The organism is Planktothrix prolifica NIVA-CYA 540, from assembly GCF_963864145.1.
GTDB lineage: Bacteria > Cyanobacteriota > Cyanobacteriia > Cyanobacteriales > Microcoleaceae > Planktothrix > Planktothrix agardhii.
Genome location: NZ_CAWLTW010000001.1, coordinates 2,700,276 through 2,716,788, shown reverse-complemented (window position 1 = coordinate 2,716,788; position 16,513 = coordinate 2,700,276). Strand labels below are relative to the sequence as shown.

Genomic DNA, 16,513 nt, shown 5'->3' with positions numbered 1-16,513 from the left:
AACTGGGTTTGAAACCCCGTCCTTTAGCGAAGCGAAGGACGGCTTTACACAATCTTCTAAGTAACAATCAACCCGTTAGAACGGCGAATTAACTGTACTTTACTAGAAGCAATCTGCCCTAACCGTTTCCAGTTAGCATCGCTAACAGATACTTGTCTTTCGGTATCACCACTGACGTAGCTAACACCCTTGGGAGATTTAACCAAATCACCCTTGCGAAATCCATGACGAGTTGTAGAACCCCCATACTTACGACGCACTCCGCCTTTGGCCGGGAGCATTATAGCAGTCGCCAGACCTATTAGGACAAAGAGTGATGCAGCAAAGCTAGACGGTGAAGTCTTTTCCTCCGGTGTTCCCTCCCCCCCTAGCCTGCCGTGCACGGGGGGTTTGGGGGGGCTGTTCCGGTGTTCCCTGCTATAAGTGAAGTTGGCGACGAGAAAAAGGGGGTTTGCGAATCACTCGGAATTGGGCAGTTGTGATCACAACATCACCAAACCAATTAGCACCATCAGTTTTTGCTGTGTGATATTGGCGATACTCGACAAAAGCTGTTGCTGCAATAGCGACACCATCAACCGCATGAGTATTGAATTCAGGCTTAGATTTGTCTGTTTTGTTCTTTGTTAGCCCCAAATATTTACGAGTTGATGCGGTTTGATAACCTTCAATCCTAACTACTGGCGCAAACTTTTCTAATTGGCTTAACATCCATTTTTGTCCCACCCCCCTAGCCCCCCGTGTACGGGGGTTTGGGGGGGTGAGAAGCCTTTACCAGATTTAGCTCGTTTACGTCCACTGGTTAAGTCAACATCGGCTTTTACATACTCGTATCTAATTTCTGCAACTGGGTAAATTCTGAATAATTCGGAAACTATTCTCAATTCCAATTGGCGATTAGCACGAATTGATGGAGGCAGTTTACCTTGGCGACGATTATTAAAGCGTTTTTGGCGATGGTTGCGTTTCGAGAACTCAATCTTCCGGTTGATCCTTCTTCCTCTGCGACCTCGACGCATTAATCGTCTTATATCCATGCGTTCACGGACTGTCTGAAACGGTAAAATTAGATGGGCTGTATACAGTGTAAACTTAGCTGATTGAACACCAATCCCAGAGAATTTCTTGCCAGGATCAATCCCAATCACAAGATTTTGGGTTGTGTATCCACTGGGTTCAATTGTGAGTTGAACATAAAATTGCCCACAGTCTGACCAGCGTTTAACTGCTTTTCCAGATTCAATCCACTTCCTCGCTCTTGCGGGTGTGGTTGGCATTAATGGCTTGTTGTTTTGATCAACTACTGGGATTCGCATTTTGGTATAACCCAATTTCTTGTTTTAGTCTCTTCGCTCAACTCAATTAAGATGTCTTGGCTTTACCCAACAACAGCAGTTAAATTAAAATGGGTTAGGATTGCCTAGTTCAGACAGTCGGATGCAGCAAAGTTTCTGCGGGACTGACAAACGGCTAATCCTCTGCTTTTTCTGTTGATTTTAAATCAGTTTAAAAGATTAAGCTGATGCTGGGACGTTGTTTTCGATGTAGTCTACAACCTCTTGAACGGTTAGAATCTTTTCGGCATCTTCATCGGGAATTTCGATACTAAATTCTTCTTCTAATGACATAACCAGTTCTACTATATCCAGAGAATCAGCACCTAAATCATCGGTGAAGCTGGCATTTGGAACAACTTTATCTTCTTCAACATCTAATTGTTCTTTAACAATTTTCTTCACTTTGTCAAACGTATCACTCATGTCCTATTTTTCCTTATTGGGATGTCGCGTATACCATTTTATCTGAAAGGTGGATCACCGCAGCAACGATCTTCTAACTTTTTCGAGTTGCAGACATCGGGTTTCGGAGGTCGGCTGTGGGCCAATGCCAAACATAATCATTATTAACCCGTAGAGGCGGATTCTGTAAAAATTTATGCTTTTCACAAACAACCTTCAAAAACCCGCCCCACCCCACCCTTGATCTTCCAAAAATTATCTATTCTGGGGAGTTAAATTAAAAGTAGTTAATTAAATTAAGATGGGCGGGTTTAGGTAGATTGTTTGTGAGTAGGAAAGGTTAACTCGAACCCGCCCCTACCTGGTGAGAAAATTCGGTTAAAATTTATCTAACCGTGACAGAATAACTGGTTTTGAAAGGTTTAAAATCCTGATTATTTTTAGCAGTTCCTTTCAATTCTAATTGATAAATTCCTGCTTGGGGAAATATAACTTCTGTTCCGGGGATACCCTGATATTTTTCCGCAGCAATAGCTTTTAATTGGGGCTGCATTAATGGTTGAGTATTTGATGACCGAGGTTCTCGATAAATCGCCAATTGACAATTACATTCAGATAGGGGAATAATTTTTCCGCCGCGACGAGTTAATGCAAACCAAATCCTGGCTTTTTCTCCTGATCGGGGATTATGATTAGGTTCTAGGTGGAATGTTACCGCCACATCTCCAGACACCTCTACTTCATGGGCAATAGCCGGGTTAGAATAGGATAATTTTTCTAGGGGTTGAACACAGAGGAATGTTCCAATAATTAATAATAATTTTAAAGACTTATTTTTGCTTAAGGGGCGCAACATAAAATTTTTCTAATCCCAATAGTGACCAAATAGGAAGATACCTAATCAATAATACCATTAAAGTTACAATAATAAAAATAAAACCTCTTAATTGATCAAAAAATGTTAGATCAAATCTACCAAAATAATTAGAACCAATTAACAGAGCATGAATCACTATAAAAATTAATGCGGGTACGGCTAATAAATGAATTTTTCGCCAAACTATTCCTAAATAATTTTGAATATGATCAAAACTGGTAATAGTCGCAGGAATCATCAATAATAATGCTAATCCCCCCGCTATTATTCCTAGTTGATGTTGGGGAATCATAAATTCAAAAGCAGTTAAATTCCATTGAAATGTATGATCCAACATTTGTACCGTATGAACAATTGCTAATACAAAAGCTCCGACTCCTAAAAAGCGTCTATATTTTAAAGGTTGCGACCAGATGCGACTAATGGGACGGGCAATTAAGGCGAACATTAAACTAATTAAAGAACCATATCCCGTATAATCAACATGGTTTCCGGTTCTTAATAGGGTTAAAATTCCAATTAATAAAGTAATCCATCCCCCCATTCTAAAAAGTTGACTTCGGCGGTCGGCGGTGAATTTTCCGGTTAATAATCCCACCCCTAACATGGTCGGAAAAGTTCCGATTCCAAAGGCTAACATAGTTAGCATTCCTAACCCTAAATTTCCTGTTTCTGCGGCTTTAATTTGGGCTGTGTAGAGAAAACCACAGGGAATTAAACCCCAAATTAATCCCAATAAAATTGGAGTAAAAAAATGATTTTGTAAAGATAGATTTACCATCCATTTACTCAGGTGATCATGTAAATTTTTAGGAGATAAAGGATGGATAATTGGGAAACGACGAAAGACGGTAGGATTAATTTGAGCTAATCCTAAAATAATCAATAGAATTCCAGTAAAAATCGCCATCCCTTGGCGAAAAATACTGCCAATTCCTGCCATTTGTCCCCCAGCAATTAAAACCGAACCCAACCCGCCAATCATCGCCCCAATTAAGGCATAACTAAGAATCCGGCCGAAATTTAATAATAGGTGAAATTGCCAGGGAATTTTGCCAGGGGAGAGGGATTCATCGGAAACAGAAAAAGCAACGGTTAAGGGGCCGCACATTCCCAAACAGTGACCAAAACTTCCGAGAAATCCTAATGCACCAATTAACAATAGGTCAATGATCATGATTCCGTTTAAAAGCGGATTTTATAGAGTTGAAACAAGGTTCCGGGCTGACGTTTTAAAATTTTAGCTCCCGTTTCTTTAATGATTTTTTCCCAATTTTCTAGGGTTTCCAAGAAAACTTCTGTACCTAAATAGGTTTCTAAAATTGCCCAATCTTCGGCTAATTCAGCATCGGGAATCAGAACATCAAAAACAAAATCTCCCCCAGGTTTAACTACCCGCTTGACTTCTTTTAAAACCAATTCCCAATAACTGATCGGATAGTAACAACTCCATCCAGTGGCGATCGCTAAATCAAACTGATTTGCCTCATATTGTAATTTATGACCGGGGGCTAAAGTTACTCCTTTAAACAGTTTAGAATTTAACTGTGGCCCTCGAATATTCAGGGCGTCCTTAGCCACCGTACTAATTTCTTGACCATAAAATAAAGCTCCCCAATCTCGCCAAGGATAAATTAGAAAACTGACCCCACAACCAATATCTAAACAGTGCTGATTTTTCTGCGGTTTGGCAATTTCCCAAAAGGGAGAAGTGATTTTTTCTGATAAAGTTCCAGCTATGCGATCGCGAAAAATTGCCATCGTTTCAACCTCTGGGGGTAAATCAAAAGATCCCCCTTGATATTCTTGATTAAAACGATTAGCAATCAAAGCGATCGCCCTTTCCAAAGGGTCGGAACTCACAGATAAATTGAAAAAACCCGATGAATTAGAAGATTTAGCCATTCATTGTAAGATGTGTGAAGAAAACCTCTAGGTTTGGAGACCAAACCGCCACAATCAAAGATTATGACATCGGCGCGAATTGCTATATCAGTCTATTTTGAGCCTTTCAATGCTTTTTTAAAGTTTTTCCGATAGGAAGGATTAAATACAAACAAAACTGGCCATAACAGGGAGAAGATCAGACGGTTTTGGAAACTGCGGTTGAAGTTGGTATTTTCAAACCCCGTCCAAAATTTCCAGATTCCACCCGCATAAATAACGACTAATACTAGGGTAATTAGGGAATTCATGTCTGAAATATTTTATACCTAAAGGATGATAGACACAGTAAACATAGGTCTATTCTAGCAGTTAATCTTAGAGAATGGTGATTGGGGTTGACATAGGTTAAAAGGGAAGCAATTCCATAGGAAATTTGCTATTCTATATATTGAGAAGGTTTTTAATTATAAACCTAGCTGTGATCAAATCCGAAAAACACCGGATCACCAAATCAAGCTAAATCAATCAGGAGGATATATGCGAGCAGTGCTAATGGCGGGTGGATCGGGAACACGACTAAGACCGTTAACCTGCGATCTACCTAAACCGATGGTACCCATACTCAATCGTCCGATTGCTGAACATATTATCAATCTCCTCAAACAACATAATATTACAGAAGTGATCGCCACATTGCATTATCTTCCCGATGTGATGCGAGAATATTTTCATGATGGCAGTCATTTAGGGGTACAAATCACTTATGCGGTGGAAGAAGATCAACCCCTGGGAACCGCAGGTTGTGTCAAAAATATTGCCGAACTTTTAGATAAAACCTTTTTAGTAATTAGTGGAGATAGTGTTACGGATTTTGATTTAACTGCCGCGATCGAATTTCATCAGCAGAAACAATCCAAAGCCACCTTGATTTTAACCCGAATGCCCAACCCCATTGAATTTGGTGTGGTCATTACCGACGAAAATCATCGAATTAATCGCTTTTTAGAAAAACCCGCCGCCAGTGAAGTTTTCTCCGATACGGTGAATACCGGAACCTATATTTTAGAACCAGAAGTTTTAGAGTATCTTCCCTTTGATCAAGAATGTGATTTTTCCCAAGATTTATTTCCCTTACTCCTAGAAAAAGGGATACCCATGTATGGGTTTATTGCTAATAATTATTGGTGTGATATTGGTCATTTAGACATCTATCGAGAAGCCCATTATGACGCCTTAATGGGGAAAGTGAAACTGAAAATTGCCTATCCCGAACGTTCTCCGGGTCTGTGGATTGGAGAAAATACCTTTATTGATGAAACCGCCGTGATCGAAACCCCGGTTTTGATTGGTCGGAATTGTCGCATTGGGGCGAGGGCACAAATTGAAGCCGGAAGCGTGATTGGCGATAATATCACCATCGGGGCCGATGCCAATATCAAACGGCCAATTATTTGGAATGGGGCGATTATTGGGGATGATGCCCATTTACGGGCCTGTGTAATTGCCCGGGGTGCGCGGGTGGGACGTCGTGCCCATGTCCTCGAAGGGGCGGTGGTGGGCTCTTTATCCAGTGTCGGGGAAGAAGCCCAAATTAGTCCGGGGGTGCGGGTCTGGCCAAGTAAAAAAATCGAATCCGGGGCTACCCTGAATATTAATTTAATTTGGGGGAATACGGCCCAACGCAATTTATTCGGTCAACGGGGGGTGCAAGGATTAGCAAATATTGATATTACCCCGGAATTTGCGGTTAAATTGGGGGCGGCTTTTGGGTCAACTTTAAAACCCGGTTCTTTGGTAGCAGTTTCCCGGGATCAACGGCCGATTTCTCGGATGGTGACTCGTTCTTTAGTGGCGGGTTTAATGTCCGTTGGGGTGAATATTATTAACTTAGATGCCACCGCCATTCCCATCACTCGCACGGCTATTCCTACTTTAAATGTAGCGGGGGGAATTCACGTTCGCCTTTCCCCAGAACGGGCAGACTATTTATTAATTGAATTTTTGGATAATAAAGGAATTAGTATTACCAAAACCAAGGAGAAAAAAATTGAAGGGGCTTATTTCAAGGAAGATTTGAGACGGGCGCAAATTCCTGAAATTGGTAACGTCAGTTATACAGTTGATTTATTAGATATTTATAGTGCCAGTTTTAGTAAACATATCAATAGTGAAATTTTACGCTACAGTAACGCCAAGGTAGTTATTGACTATGTTTATGCGGTTTCTGGGGCAATTTTACCCCAACTTTTAGCTAAATTTGGCTGTGATGCGGTGGTTTTAAATGCTAGTTTAAATCATACCGCTTTATCGGTTCCTGAACGAGAAAATTTACTCGATCAATTAGGGCGAGTTGTAGAAGCGCTACGGGCTAATTTTGGAGCCCAGGTTTATGCCAATGGGGAACAATTTATGTTAGTAGATGAAACCGGAAGTCCCATTCGAGGGGAATTTTTAACCTCTTTGATGGTGAATATGGTCTTAACTTCCCATCCCCGCAGTACCATCGTAGTTCCGGTGCATACATCTTCGGCCGTCGAACAAATTGCCCGTCGTTACGATGCTAAAGTCATCCGTACCAAGGCAAACCCAACGGCCTTAATGGAAGCTTGTCACCGCAATCCTAACGTAGTTTTAGGTGGCAGTGGCGATATGGGATTTATCTTTCCCCAACTGCATCCCGGGTTTGATGCGATGTTTTCCATTGCTAAAATTATTGAACTGTTAACCAGCCAAGAGCGCTCACTAACCCAAGTACGGGCGGATTTACCCCATGTCGTCCATCGTCGCTATACCGTGCGTTGTCCTTGGACAATTAAAGGAGCATTAATGCGGCATTTAGTCGAAACCCATTCCCCCGACAACCTAGAATTAATTGATGGAGTCAAATTAATTAACTACCAAGATGATAACTGGGTTCTGGTTTTACCCGATGCGGGAGAGCCGCAGGTTCATATTTTTGCCAATAGTGTTGATCGAGATTGGGTTGATACGACCCTGCGAGAATATCGCAATTTAGTTCACGATTTTGTGAATCAATCCCAAGGGATGGATCACCGCGAAGATATTTAGGGTAAAAAATTAATCAAAAACCGTTTAAATTTTCCATTGACACTCTCACCGTCTGAAGACACGCTCGATTCTAACTTCAACCTGGACACTTGCTCGACCAGACTTTCATCAAGAGGAGTAGAGGTTTCCAGTCCATTAGCGTTACTTTGGGGATGCCCTCCCCTAGCTTGTTTACCAAGATTTAGAATATTAATTGCAGCATTTGTATCTCTATGCAATTCACATCCACAATTACAAATATGGGTGCGGGTTGATAGAGATTTTTTCACTATTACCCCACAATTACTACATTTTTGTGAAGTGTAATGGGGTGCAACCGGAATGGCTAACTTATCAAATTTAGCTGCAAAATATTCTATCCATTTTCTCAATAAATACCAGCTAAAATCACTAATTGATTTAGCTAAACAATGGTTTTTAACCATATTTCTAACACTTAAATCTTCATAGACTACTAAGTCGTTAGACTTGCATACGTTACGCGCAATTCTCTTTGCGTGTTCATTCCGTTGTCTACTTACTTTTAAGTGTTTTTTTGCATAAACTTTTCTAGCTTTCCGTCTACCGGATGAACCTTTAACTTTCTTATAGATTTGTTTTTGAGATTGCTTAATTGATTGTTCAGCTTTTCTCAAAAACTTAGGATTAACTTCTTGATATCCATTGGAGTCTGTGTAAAACGACTCAATACCAACATCAAGACCTATTTCCTTTCCAGTTTTAGGTTGAATATCGGTGACATTAATATTCAGACAAAACTGTGCGTAATATCCATCGGCACGACGAATTAAACGCACCCGTTTTATGTCTTTAACATTGTATGTTTGGATATCCCATTTACCCAATAATTTAACTTTACCCCCCCCAAACCTTTAATTTAGGAGAATTCTCTCTTGACCATTCTTTTACTATTTTGCTTAAATCCTTCTCGTCTACTCCTCTCATCACCCTCCTTATTGTTGAATAAGATGGCATTCCTTGGCTATAGATATTGAATGTTCTTTTCAGGATAACTTCGTTGGCTTTGACAAAATATTCCATCTCTCGATATCCTTGATGCCCTGACATCACCCCTAAAACTACTACTAATAGCACTTCCCATAAACTATACCTTTTTCCCTGATTTTTTCGGAAATCCTTGACTTCTTTTAAATTTTCTATTAAACTTGTTAGCATCTTTATTTTAGAAAAAAATGGTGATCGCTCTCCATTTTATCAGGTGGCGATCGCTCTTTCTTTACTCTTTTTCACCTGACTTTGAAACAGCCCTGAGGGCTGTTTCATGTTTGAAAATTATAGCCTACTTTTGGGTCATAATTCTCAAACATGATAGCTATTTTCCGAATAATTAATATTTCATATAATTGCTATATTAATATTAATTATAGGAGGTATTATCTAAGCAGCATAAATATTCTTATTCCCTATGGAGTAAGACTTACATTCCCGATTTTTATCTATTTTTCCTAAATTAATTGCTCTATTTTTTCATTTTTAACTTTCGGATTAAGAGATAGCCACTAATTTCTCCCAATGATTTCCTAACCACCTTCTTCCCTCTGTTATTGACAAAAATCCTAAACCTCTGAAAATATTCAATCCTAGGGTGTTGAGCAGTGCCCAATTAGTCGCGGCTTGTACTTGATGAATTTTCATACTATCCTCTTTAAATAACACATCTTTTACCCAATGAACTTGATTCTCAATCCCCCAATGCCCTTTAATTTTTTTGGAAAAAAAATCCGCCTTTTCCCAGATACTACTTATATAATAAACCGTTTCTCTATAAGGCTTTTTTCCTCTGTATCCCCACCTTTCTACCTGAATTATACTTTGAATATGTTCCCAAGGGCTTTCAATTTTTATCGAATTTTTAAACACTGATACCCGACGAGTTATTTCTCGTCCATGACCCCTCTCTTTTTGAGTATCTATACTTTCAGCTTTCGTCGTTTTTGTAATTTTTTCAATTTGATTATACAGTTTGATTTGATTCTTTTTAACCGCGATTAAATAATCGTTTTCACTCTCGATAATCTTTCGGACTGTGGTGACATTACAATGTAACGCATCCGCAGTTATTAACTTTCCTTTTAGACCACATTCTTCTATTATCCCTTGGGCTACAGCTTGTTCTGAACCGGTTTTACTCTCGAACTTTTCCGTCGCTAATACTAATCCGGTTTCTTGACTAAATAGAGATACCATTATTACCATGTTTTGCTGCTGATTGCCTGGGTCTTTTACCGTACTTCTTAAACTTTTTCCATCTATTGCTAATCCCTCTATTCCCGTGCACGGGGGGTTTGGGGCGGGGGGGCTAGGGGGGGGTCATTTTTATCGGTAAAGGTAATCTGTCTTTTGGTTGGGTGTAATTTCCATCCCGATGTTTTATATTCAACGGAACGGCAATCTTTTTGGAATTTGGGATATCCTTTTTTGCCGGAAATGTTTTTCTTACAATTGTCGTAAAAACGACTAATGGCAGACCATCCTCGCTCGGCGGCGGATTGGACTGCCATTGAATTTAAGTCGGCAACAAAGGGGAATTCATTTCTAAGAGTTGTAGAATATTTATTTAAGGCAAATCTATCAATCTTTAATTCTCTTGAATTATCCATCCAATATCTAATTGCTTTATTGCGAATGAATTGGGTAGTACGAATAGCTTCGTCAATCGCCTTGTATTGATCGGATTTACCTTTAACTTTGTATTCCAGAACTATCATGAAAATCTCCTTTTTTCGACCTAATGCTATGTTAACATAAATTATGAGAATATTCACGGGGAATAAATTCCCCTGAGTCGCTTTTCATCTGGTGGTCTGAAGACACTGAGTTTTCAAGCTCCCAGACTTATGTTATAAAAATGTCATGATTGAAAAAACTCAACTTTTGGGGAGAGTTTCATGAATAGCAAGGGAGAACACTCCCACGGCAAACAAATTTATTGATCAAAAAATGAACAGTATTATTCTAATGGCGGAGATCATTCAAGATCCGCAACTTCGTTATACCCCCGATAATCAAATTGCCCTTACTGAAATGTTGGTTCAGTTTCCCGGACTACGGGATGTCGATCCGCCCGCCACTTTAAAAGTAATCGCATGGGGAAATTTCGCGCAGGAAGTTCACGAAAAATATCATCAAGGAGATCAAATTATTATCGAAGGTCGTTTGGGAATGAATACCATTGAACGACAGGAAGGATTTAAGGAAAAGCGGGCAGAACTGACTGCCCAACGGATTTATCCGGCACAAATGGATCTTTCCAGACCCACCCAAACTTTCGATCCCGCCACCCCGACTCAAAACAAAGTGGTTCCCTTGGGCTCACGTCGCGCCAGCACTTCTGCCCCGACTGCCGACGAACCCCAAGAATCCCGTCGTCCCCCGACTAATTCCGCCCCCCCTAGAACAACTGCCCCCGATGAACCCGATAACCCCGATTACGATCCGATTCCGTTTATGCGACCTGTCCCATTCCAAACAATTAAGATGGGATTGACTGACTTTTGGGAATTAGAAATGAATTGTCCCCGGGTTGGGTTTGAAAGTCGAAAATTTTAACTGAAGTTGTGTAGAAACAATCACGCCCCGTGCTTTTAAGCCGGGGTGAAAAAAGTAAAAAGTTGGTTTAAAACGAGCTTCTCTGCCCTTGGAGGGGATGTAAGACCAAAATCTTCGGGACGTAAAAAATCCATGAAGTCCGAGGCAGTCCCCATTGAATTGGGAAGCCTACACTGTACCATCAGGTCAGTGTAGGTAGTTCACAATATGTAACAATCGGATCGGAGCCTAGATAGGATTCAGTTTAAGCACAATCAAGTCATGAAAATTAAGTCTACCAAAAGATAGATACAGCATTTCCCAAAAAGAATGTTATGATTCTCAAAGGATTAGATATCGGTAGCCTAGTTTGCTACGGCATCAGGAATATTTTCGCTCTTTAGTGTAAGTTCTACCCGCTTGCCTCCGAATTCCAATCTCCGCACACCCCTTGATTTTTGACTGAAAAGGTAATTAATGACGATTTATGTAGGCAATCTGTCTTACGACGTAACAGAAACCGACCTCACTCAAGTGTTTGGTGAATATGGTTCCGTTACAGATGTTCAAATTCCCATTGACCGGGAAACCCAAAGAAAACGGGGTTTTGGCTTCATCAAAATGGCAACGGATGACGAAGAAACCAAAGCAATTGGTGAACTCGATTCAGCAGAATGGATGGGTCGAGTCCTGAAGGTGAATAAAGCCAGACCCAGAGAAGATCGCAAGCCTTCTGATCATTCTGGTGGTGGCTGGGGAAATAACAGAAATAGCTCACGAAGCTACTAAAATTTGACTTCTCTTCTGCCCTGTAATTTTTTAGAGTGAAAGTTGTCAGTGCAAGACATTAAAACCCACTCCCGGACTGGGAAAAAATTTACGCTTGAGGAGCTTGCGGCAAGGACAAGGATAGCAGAATGAATGCTTATATTTGTACTAAAAGTAGTCCTCAGTGGAGAAAAAATTCCCAGACGAATCCCCAGGATTGTTACAGGAGTGTAAGTGCCTGTTTTTCAACAGGTTGTGCTAAAGTAATCAGTGAGAGTAAAATTCGGTTGTAGCTTTTGTTTGTAGTCTTGATGGGCATTTCCCGTTTGGTTTGGACAGGCTTCTCTCCGAAATTCTAACCTCCGCACTATTTTGATTTTGGAGATACCCTATGTCTATTTATGTCGGCAATCTTTCTTATGAAGTTACTGAAGAAGATCTAAAAGAGGTCTTTAAAGAGTACGGTGAGGTTAAACGAGTTCAACTTCCTAAAGACCGTGAAACAGGAAAAGTCAGAGGCTTTGCTTTTGTGGAAATGGAAACTGAAGCGGAAGAAGACCAAGCCATTCAAGAGCTTGATGGAGCCGATTGGATGGGTCGAACCATGAAAGTGAACAAAGCCAAACCTAAAGAAGACCGAGGACCAGGTGTTGGTGGTCGTTCCGCCTATGGTGGTGGCGGTGGCGGTGGTCGCGGTGGTGGCGGTGGCGGTGGCGGTGGTCGCGGTTCTCGCTACTAAGTTGCTTTTTAACCCCTTCGATTAGTATTGACTTTGAGGGTCTCCTTGATTTCATCTCAATAAAAAGGCTTAGGTCGCGATACCTGAGCTTTTTTATTGGTTAGGTCGTAATATCTAGGCTTTTTGATTTGAGATTGGTTGAGGTTGCTAGATCAGGCTGAATCCCAAGATTAAAAGGTTCCTTAGTAAAGTCAAAATTTTGGTAATTGTTGCAGAATTGTCAATTTAGTTAAAAATAGGTTATACTAGAGTGGTTAATGAGAGTAAAATTCGGTTGTAGCTTTTGTTTGTAGTCTTGATGGGCATTTCCCGTTTGGTTTGGACAGGCTTCTCTCCGAAATTCTAACCTCCGCACTATTTTGATTTTGGAGATACCCTATGTCTATTTATGTCGGCAATCTTTCTTATGAAGTTAAAGAAGAAGATCTAAAAGAGGTCTTTAAAGAGTACGGTAATGTTAAACGGGTTCAACTCCCTACAGATCGTGAAACAGGTCGAGTGCGCGGCTTTGCTTTTGTGGAAATGGAAAATGACACAGAAGAAACAGCAGCTATTCAAGCACTAGATGGAGCGGAATGGATGGGTCGAGACTTGAAAGTTAACAAAGCCAAACCTAAAGAAGACCGACCGCCGGGTGGTGGTCGCAGTGGCGGTGGCGGTCGCGGTGGCTATGGTGGCGGTGGCGGTGGCGGTGGTCGTGGTCGCTATTAAATGGCTTTTTGACCCCTTGGATTAGGACTGATTCCCAGGATATCCTCGATTTCATCTAAATAAGGAAAGCTTAGGTAATCATACCTGAGCTTTTTTTATAATTTCTGTTTTTACAATTCAGTAATCGGTGATAGCTCAATTGTAGAGAGTTATATAGCAGTTGCCGCATCTATTAGGACATTCTTGAAAGCTAAAAGCTGCTCATAGTAAGTATTTACCTATAGCGAGATTGCCTATTCCCTATTGCCTCCTGCTATACTTGATGATAGAGTGGCTGCGATAGTTTTCGGTTGAATCTTCTACCTTGATACATAGCCTAATCGGGTAATATGAATATAACTAAAACCGTTCATGCCCTGTTCGGATTAATTTTTTGGTTGTGGAATATCACGTTCCTCACCGTTGTTTATATTTGGATTTTACCTTTTCTAGCAATTTTTCTGGTCTTAGCGACCTTTGCTGGAGAAATCGAACTAGAATTTACTCTAACCATCCTGGCTTTAATTGCAATTCCCACCGTTTGCGTGATTATTGCAAATAGGAATTTTCGTCAAAGACCTGTAGAGTTAATCCGGTTATTTTATGGTTTAGAAGCACCGCTATTTTTATTCTGTCTGGTAAGATTATTTATTCTGCGGGAAATGACCCCGGCTAGTCGTTTCGTATTAAGCACTATTTTAATTTGTATTACTGCCTTTTTTATAGAATTAGTCTGGGGATATTTAGGAGAAAAACAGCATAAAACATCTCGAATTTTATCGGGAATACAATTAGCTGTCCATAGCCTGATGTTATTGGTCGGATTTTATTTAGGAATTATTCTGCTATATTATGCAGTTCCGGCTGCTGTTGTTCTGTTAAGACAGTTTTTTTCATTTCAGTGGTTAGAATATTTGTGGTGGGATTTAACTCATAATTTCTTGTTAGGTTTTGCTGTGATGACGATTCTTTGCGCCGGAACAGCAACATTATTTTTAGGAATGCCTTCGGCTTTAGTTGCTCTTTATGTTCATTCAGGACAACGAATTTTAGGCAAATTTTCAGCCCAATATGGTCGGACTCGCACCGTCCAAATCTCATTAGGAGTTGTAACCCTTTGGACTGTATTATTAATTAGTTTTCTGCGTCAACCTCAATTTTTAGCCTTTCAAAAGTTAGAAAATATTCCCCAAACCGAACCCCAAAAACAAGAATTATTAGCCCAATCTCAATCTATTCGTAGAGGATTAGTTAACGCCTATTTATCCCCATATCGTTATTTAGGAGCAGTTAAAGATAGTAATTCTATTGAGGCAATGTATAAAGATGTTTTTAATTTACCTCAACCTCTTTTAGATAGTCTTCAAAATAGTTATAATCAACTGATCTCTCCCTTTCTTTATCAAGGAGATTTAGATAAGGATGTGGATAAAGCTGAGAAACTATATGCTAATTTTTTTGATGCTCCCATTGAAAAAGGAGAACGTCTGGCGATTCAACACGCGCTTAAATCTACAGTTATTTTAGATGATGCTAAAGCTGGTTTATTGAATATTAATCAGAAAAAAGTTTGGTTAGCAAAACAAGAGGTTACTGTTCAAGAACAGGGAGACTGGGGAGAAGTTGAAATTCACGAAATTTACCAAAATCAAACTAAGGATGTAGAGGAGATTTTTTACTCTTTCACCTTACCTGAAACCGCCGTAATTACGGGACTTTGGTTAGGAGATACGAATAATAAAGCCAGCCGTTTTCCCTTTACGGTTTCTCCGAGGGGTGCGGCGCAAAAAGTATATAATTCTCAGGTTAAACGGGAACGTCCCGTTGACCCAGCATTGTTAGAACAGGTGGGAACCCAACATTATCGACTGCGTGCATTTCCGATTCCACCGAAATCATTTTCTTGGGTTAGAAATAATCTTAATCCTCCCGCAGAATTGCATCTGTGGTTAACTTATAAAGTCATGGTTCAAGGTAATCAATGGCCGTTGCCTAAATTGGGAGAAAAACGTAATATTTTCTGGACAAAAGCCACGGAAAGAATTAGAAATCAAAAATTAATTAAAGGATTTGAAAAGGATTGGTTAGAGGCTAATTTACCCGCTTCTCAACATCCAATTCAATCCCATCAAGTCAGTTTAGATGATTATAAAATTACGGTTCAACCCTTAGCTGAAAAAGATTATATATTACCCCAAAATCAACGATTTGCGATTATTTTAGATACCTCTCGAAGTATGGAAACCCATAAACAGGAATTAGTGAAAACCTTAGATTGGTTTAAGACTAATATTCTGACCCAAAATCAGGCGGATTTATTTGTAACAGCAACGGCGGGAAATCAACCCCAATTTATGAATGATTTGCCACGGTTTCAGGTGAATCAAAAAGTCTTTTATGGAACTTTACAAATTAAAGAAATGCTGCGCCAGTTTATACAGTTGCGAGGAAATGAAGCCTACGACGGAATTGTATTAATTAGTGATGAAGGAAGTTATGAATTATCGGAAGATAAAACCGAGGTTCCCCAGCTTTCTATTCCTCTATGGATTGTGCATTTGGGTTCCCTGGCTGGTGCTTATGAAGATGGAACTTTAAAGATGATTCAACATAGTGGGGGCGGGGTTTCAACTGATATTTCTGAAGTGATGAAACGGGTGGCGACAACGGAACAATTAACCCAAAAATTGGCAGGTTCAACTCAACCCAAGTTAGGAAAAAATCAAGAAAAACCCCAGGTTTTAACCGTGGCGGATGGCTATGCTTGGTTAATGGAAAAAACGACGGAAAAAGCTCAAAAATCCCAGGGGTTTGAACAAATTGCAGCGCGATTATTAGTTCGGGGATTAAGTCAGAAAAACCCTGAACAACAATTAGCTAAATTAGATGCTATTCATGCGATCGCCAAGACCTATAATATTGTTACCCCCTATTCTTCGATGATTGTTCTAGTGAATGATGAACAACGTCAAGCCTTGAAAGACGCAGAAGCCTCTAAGGATCGATTTAATCGTCAAATAGAGGATGGTAAAGAACAGTTAAATAAACCGAATAATCCACTTAAAGCTGCTAGTGTTCCTGAACCTGGAATGACAATTGGTTTAGGGGTTATTGCCCTGTTTATTGTTGTTCAATCTCAAAGAAATAAAACTAAAAATTGGTTTTGATATTTTAATTAAATGATTAAATTAAAAC

At 40.0% G+C, this 16,513-nt stretch carries 15 protein-coding genes and 3 pseudogenes; 6 read left to right on the top strand and 12 right to left on the bottom strand.

Annotated elements, in window-relative coordinates; translation table 11 throughout:
- Positions 1 to 56: 56 nt before the first annotated feature.
- The 8 genes from AC559H_RS12410 to AC559H_RS12375 form a co-directional block, all read right to left on the bottom strand.
- The gene (locus AC559H_RS12410) at positions 57 to 281 is read right to left on the bottom strand and encodes a hypothetical protein (protein ID WP_026785909.1); all 225 of its coding nucleotides are present in this window, start codon (positions 279 to 281) and stop codon (positions 57 to 59) included.
- Between the two features lie 136 nt (positions 282 to 417).
- Positions 418 to 711, bottom strand: a complete 294-nt coding sequence (locus AC559H_RS12405) for a hypothetical protein (RefSeq protein WP_036833536.1) — start codon at positions 709 to 711, stop codon at positions 418 to 420.
- On the bottom strand, positions 705 to 1,316 hold the full coding sequence (locus AC559H_RS12400) for an RRXRR domain-containing protein (RefSeq protein WP_237746360.1): 612 nt from the start codon (positions 1,314 to 1,316) through the stop codon (positions 705 to 707). Before AC559H_RS12400 ends, AC559H_RS12405 begins: the two co-directional genes overlap by 7 nt.
- Positions 1,317 to 1,514: 198 nt before the next feature.
- Positions 1,515 to 1,760 (bottom strand): acyl carrier protein, encoded by a 246-nt coding sequence (locus AC559H_RS12395; protein WP_026785910.1) that lies wholly within the window; start codon positions 1,758 to 1,760, stop codon positions 1,515 to 1,517.
- Positions 1,761 to 2,124: 364 nt separating this feature from the next.
- Positions 2,125 to 2,595, bottom strand: coding sequence for a hypothetical protein (locus AC559H_RS12390; protein WP_026795667.1), 471 nt, complete (start codon positions 2,593 to 2,595; stop codon positions 2,125 to 2,127).
- The gene (locus AC559H_RS12385) at positions 2,570 to 3,793 is read right to left on the bottom strand and encodes an urease accessory protein UreH domain-containing protein (RefSeq protein ID WP_330949767.1); all 1,224 of its coding nucleotides are present in this window, start codon (positions 3,791 to 3,793) and stop codon (positions 2,570 to 2,572) included. The genes AC559H_RS12390 and AC559H_RS12385 overlap by 26 nt, the downstream gene beginning before the upstream one ends.
- Before the next feature lie 8 nt (positions 3,794 to 3,801).
- Positions 3,802 to 4,521, bottom strand: a complete 720-nt coding sequence (locus AC559H_RS12380; RefSeq protein WP_026795669.1) for a class I SAM-dependent methyltransferase — start codon at positions 4,519 to 4,521, stop codon at positions 3,802 to 3,804.
- A gap of 92 nt (positions 4,522 to 4,613) precedes the next feature.
- Positions 4,614 to 4,811, bottom strand: coding sequence for a hypothetical protein (locus AC559H_RS12375; RefSeq protein ID WP_026785914.1), 198 nt, complete (start codon positions 4,809 to 4,811; stop codon positions 4,614 to 4,616).
- Between the two features lie 229 nt (positions 4,812 to 5,040).
- Here AC559H_RS12375 and AC559H_RS12370 point away from each other — a divergent pair, with 229 nt between their 5' ends.
- Positions 5,041 to 7,572, top strand: a complete 2,532-nt coding sequence (locus tag AC559H_RS12370; protein WP_026795670.1) for a mannose-1-phosphate guanyltransferase — start codon at positions 5,041 to 5,043, stop codon at positions 7,570 to 7,572.
- Here AC559H_RS12370 and AC559H_RS12365 read toward each other — a convergent pair.
- From AC559H_RS12365 to AC559H_RS12350, 4 genes and pseudogenes are all read right to left on the bottom strand, one after another.
- Positions 7,569 to 8,417 (bottom strand): RNA-guided endonuclease InsQ/TnpB family protein, encoded by an 849-nt coding sequence (locus tag AC559H_RS12365; RefSeq protein WP_237746359.1) that lies wholly within the window; start codon positions 8,415 to 8,417, stop codon positions 7,569 to 7,571. The two genes, AC559H_RS12370 and AC559H_RS12365, sit on opposite strands and share 4 nt — an antisense overlap.
- 25 nt (positions 8,418 to 8,442) lie before the next feature.
- Positions 8,443 to 8,748 (bottom strand): annotated as a pseudogene (locus tag AC559H_RS12360) (transposase family protein); the annotation flags it as partial.
- Between the two features lie 330 nt (positions 8,749 to 9,078).
- A pseudogene (locus AC559H_RS12355) lies at positions 9,079 to 9,879 on the bottom strand (ISAs1-like element ISPlr1 family transposase); the annotation flags it as partial.
- Between the two features lie 29 nt (positions 9,880 to 9,908).
- Positions 9,909 to 10,301: pseudogene (locus tag AC559H_RS12350) on the bottom strand (transposase); the annotation flags it as partial.
- A 232-nt stretch (positions 10,302 to 10,533) separates the two neighbouring features.
- Here AC559H_RS12350 and AC559H_RS12345 point away from each other — a divergent pair.
- The 5 genes from AC559H_RS12345 (at position 10,534) to AC559H_RS12325 (ending at position 16,485) form a co-directional block, all read left to right on the top strand.
- Positions 10,534 to 11,142: a single-stranded DNA-binding protein gene (locus AC559H_RS12345; RefSeq protein WP_026798185.1), complete on the top strand. Its 609-nt coding sequence runs from the start codon at positions 10,534 to 10,536 to the stop codon at positions 11,140 to 11,142.
- Positions 11,143 to 11,598: 456 nt separating this feature from the next.
- Positions 11,599 to 11,910: an RNA-binding regulator gene (gene rbp / locus AC559H_RS12340; protein WP_026785916.1), complete on the top strand. Its 312-nt coding sequence runs from the start codon at positions 11,599 to 11,601 to the stop codon at positions 11,908 to 11,910.
- 370 nt (positions 11,911 to 12,280) lie between these two features.
- Positions 12,281 to 12,628, top strand: coding sequence for an RNA-binding regulator (rbp, locus tag AC559H_RS12335; RefSeq protein ID WP_026795672.1), 348 nt, complete (start codon positions 12,281 to 12,283; stop codon positions 12,626 to 12,628).
- A 378-nt stretch (positions 12,629 to 13,006) separates the two neighbouring features.
- Positions 13,007 to 13,339, top strand: coding sequence for an RNA-binding regulator (rbp, locus tag AC559H_RS12330; RefSeq protein ID WP_026795673.1), 333 nt, complete (start codon positions 13,007 to 13,009; stop codon positions 13,337 to 13,339).
- Positions 13,340 to 13,668: 329 nt separating this feature from the next.
- A complete protein-coding gene (locus AC559H_RS12325) occupies positions 13,669 to 16,485 on the top strand; it encodes a TIGR02921 family PEP-CTERM protein (protein WP_026795674.1) in 2,817 nt (938 codons plus the stop codon).
- Positions 16,486 to 16,513 lie beyond the last annotated feature (28 nt).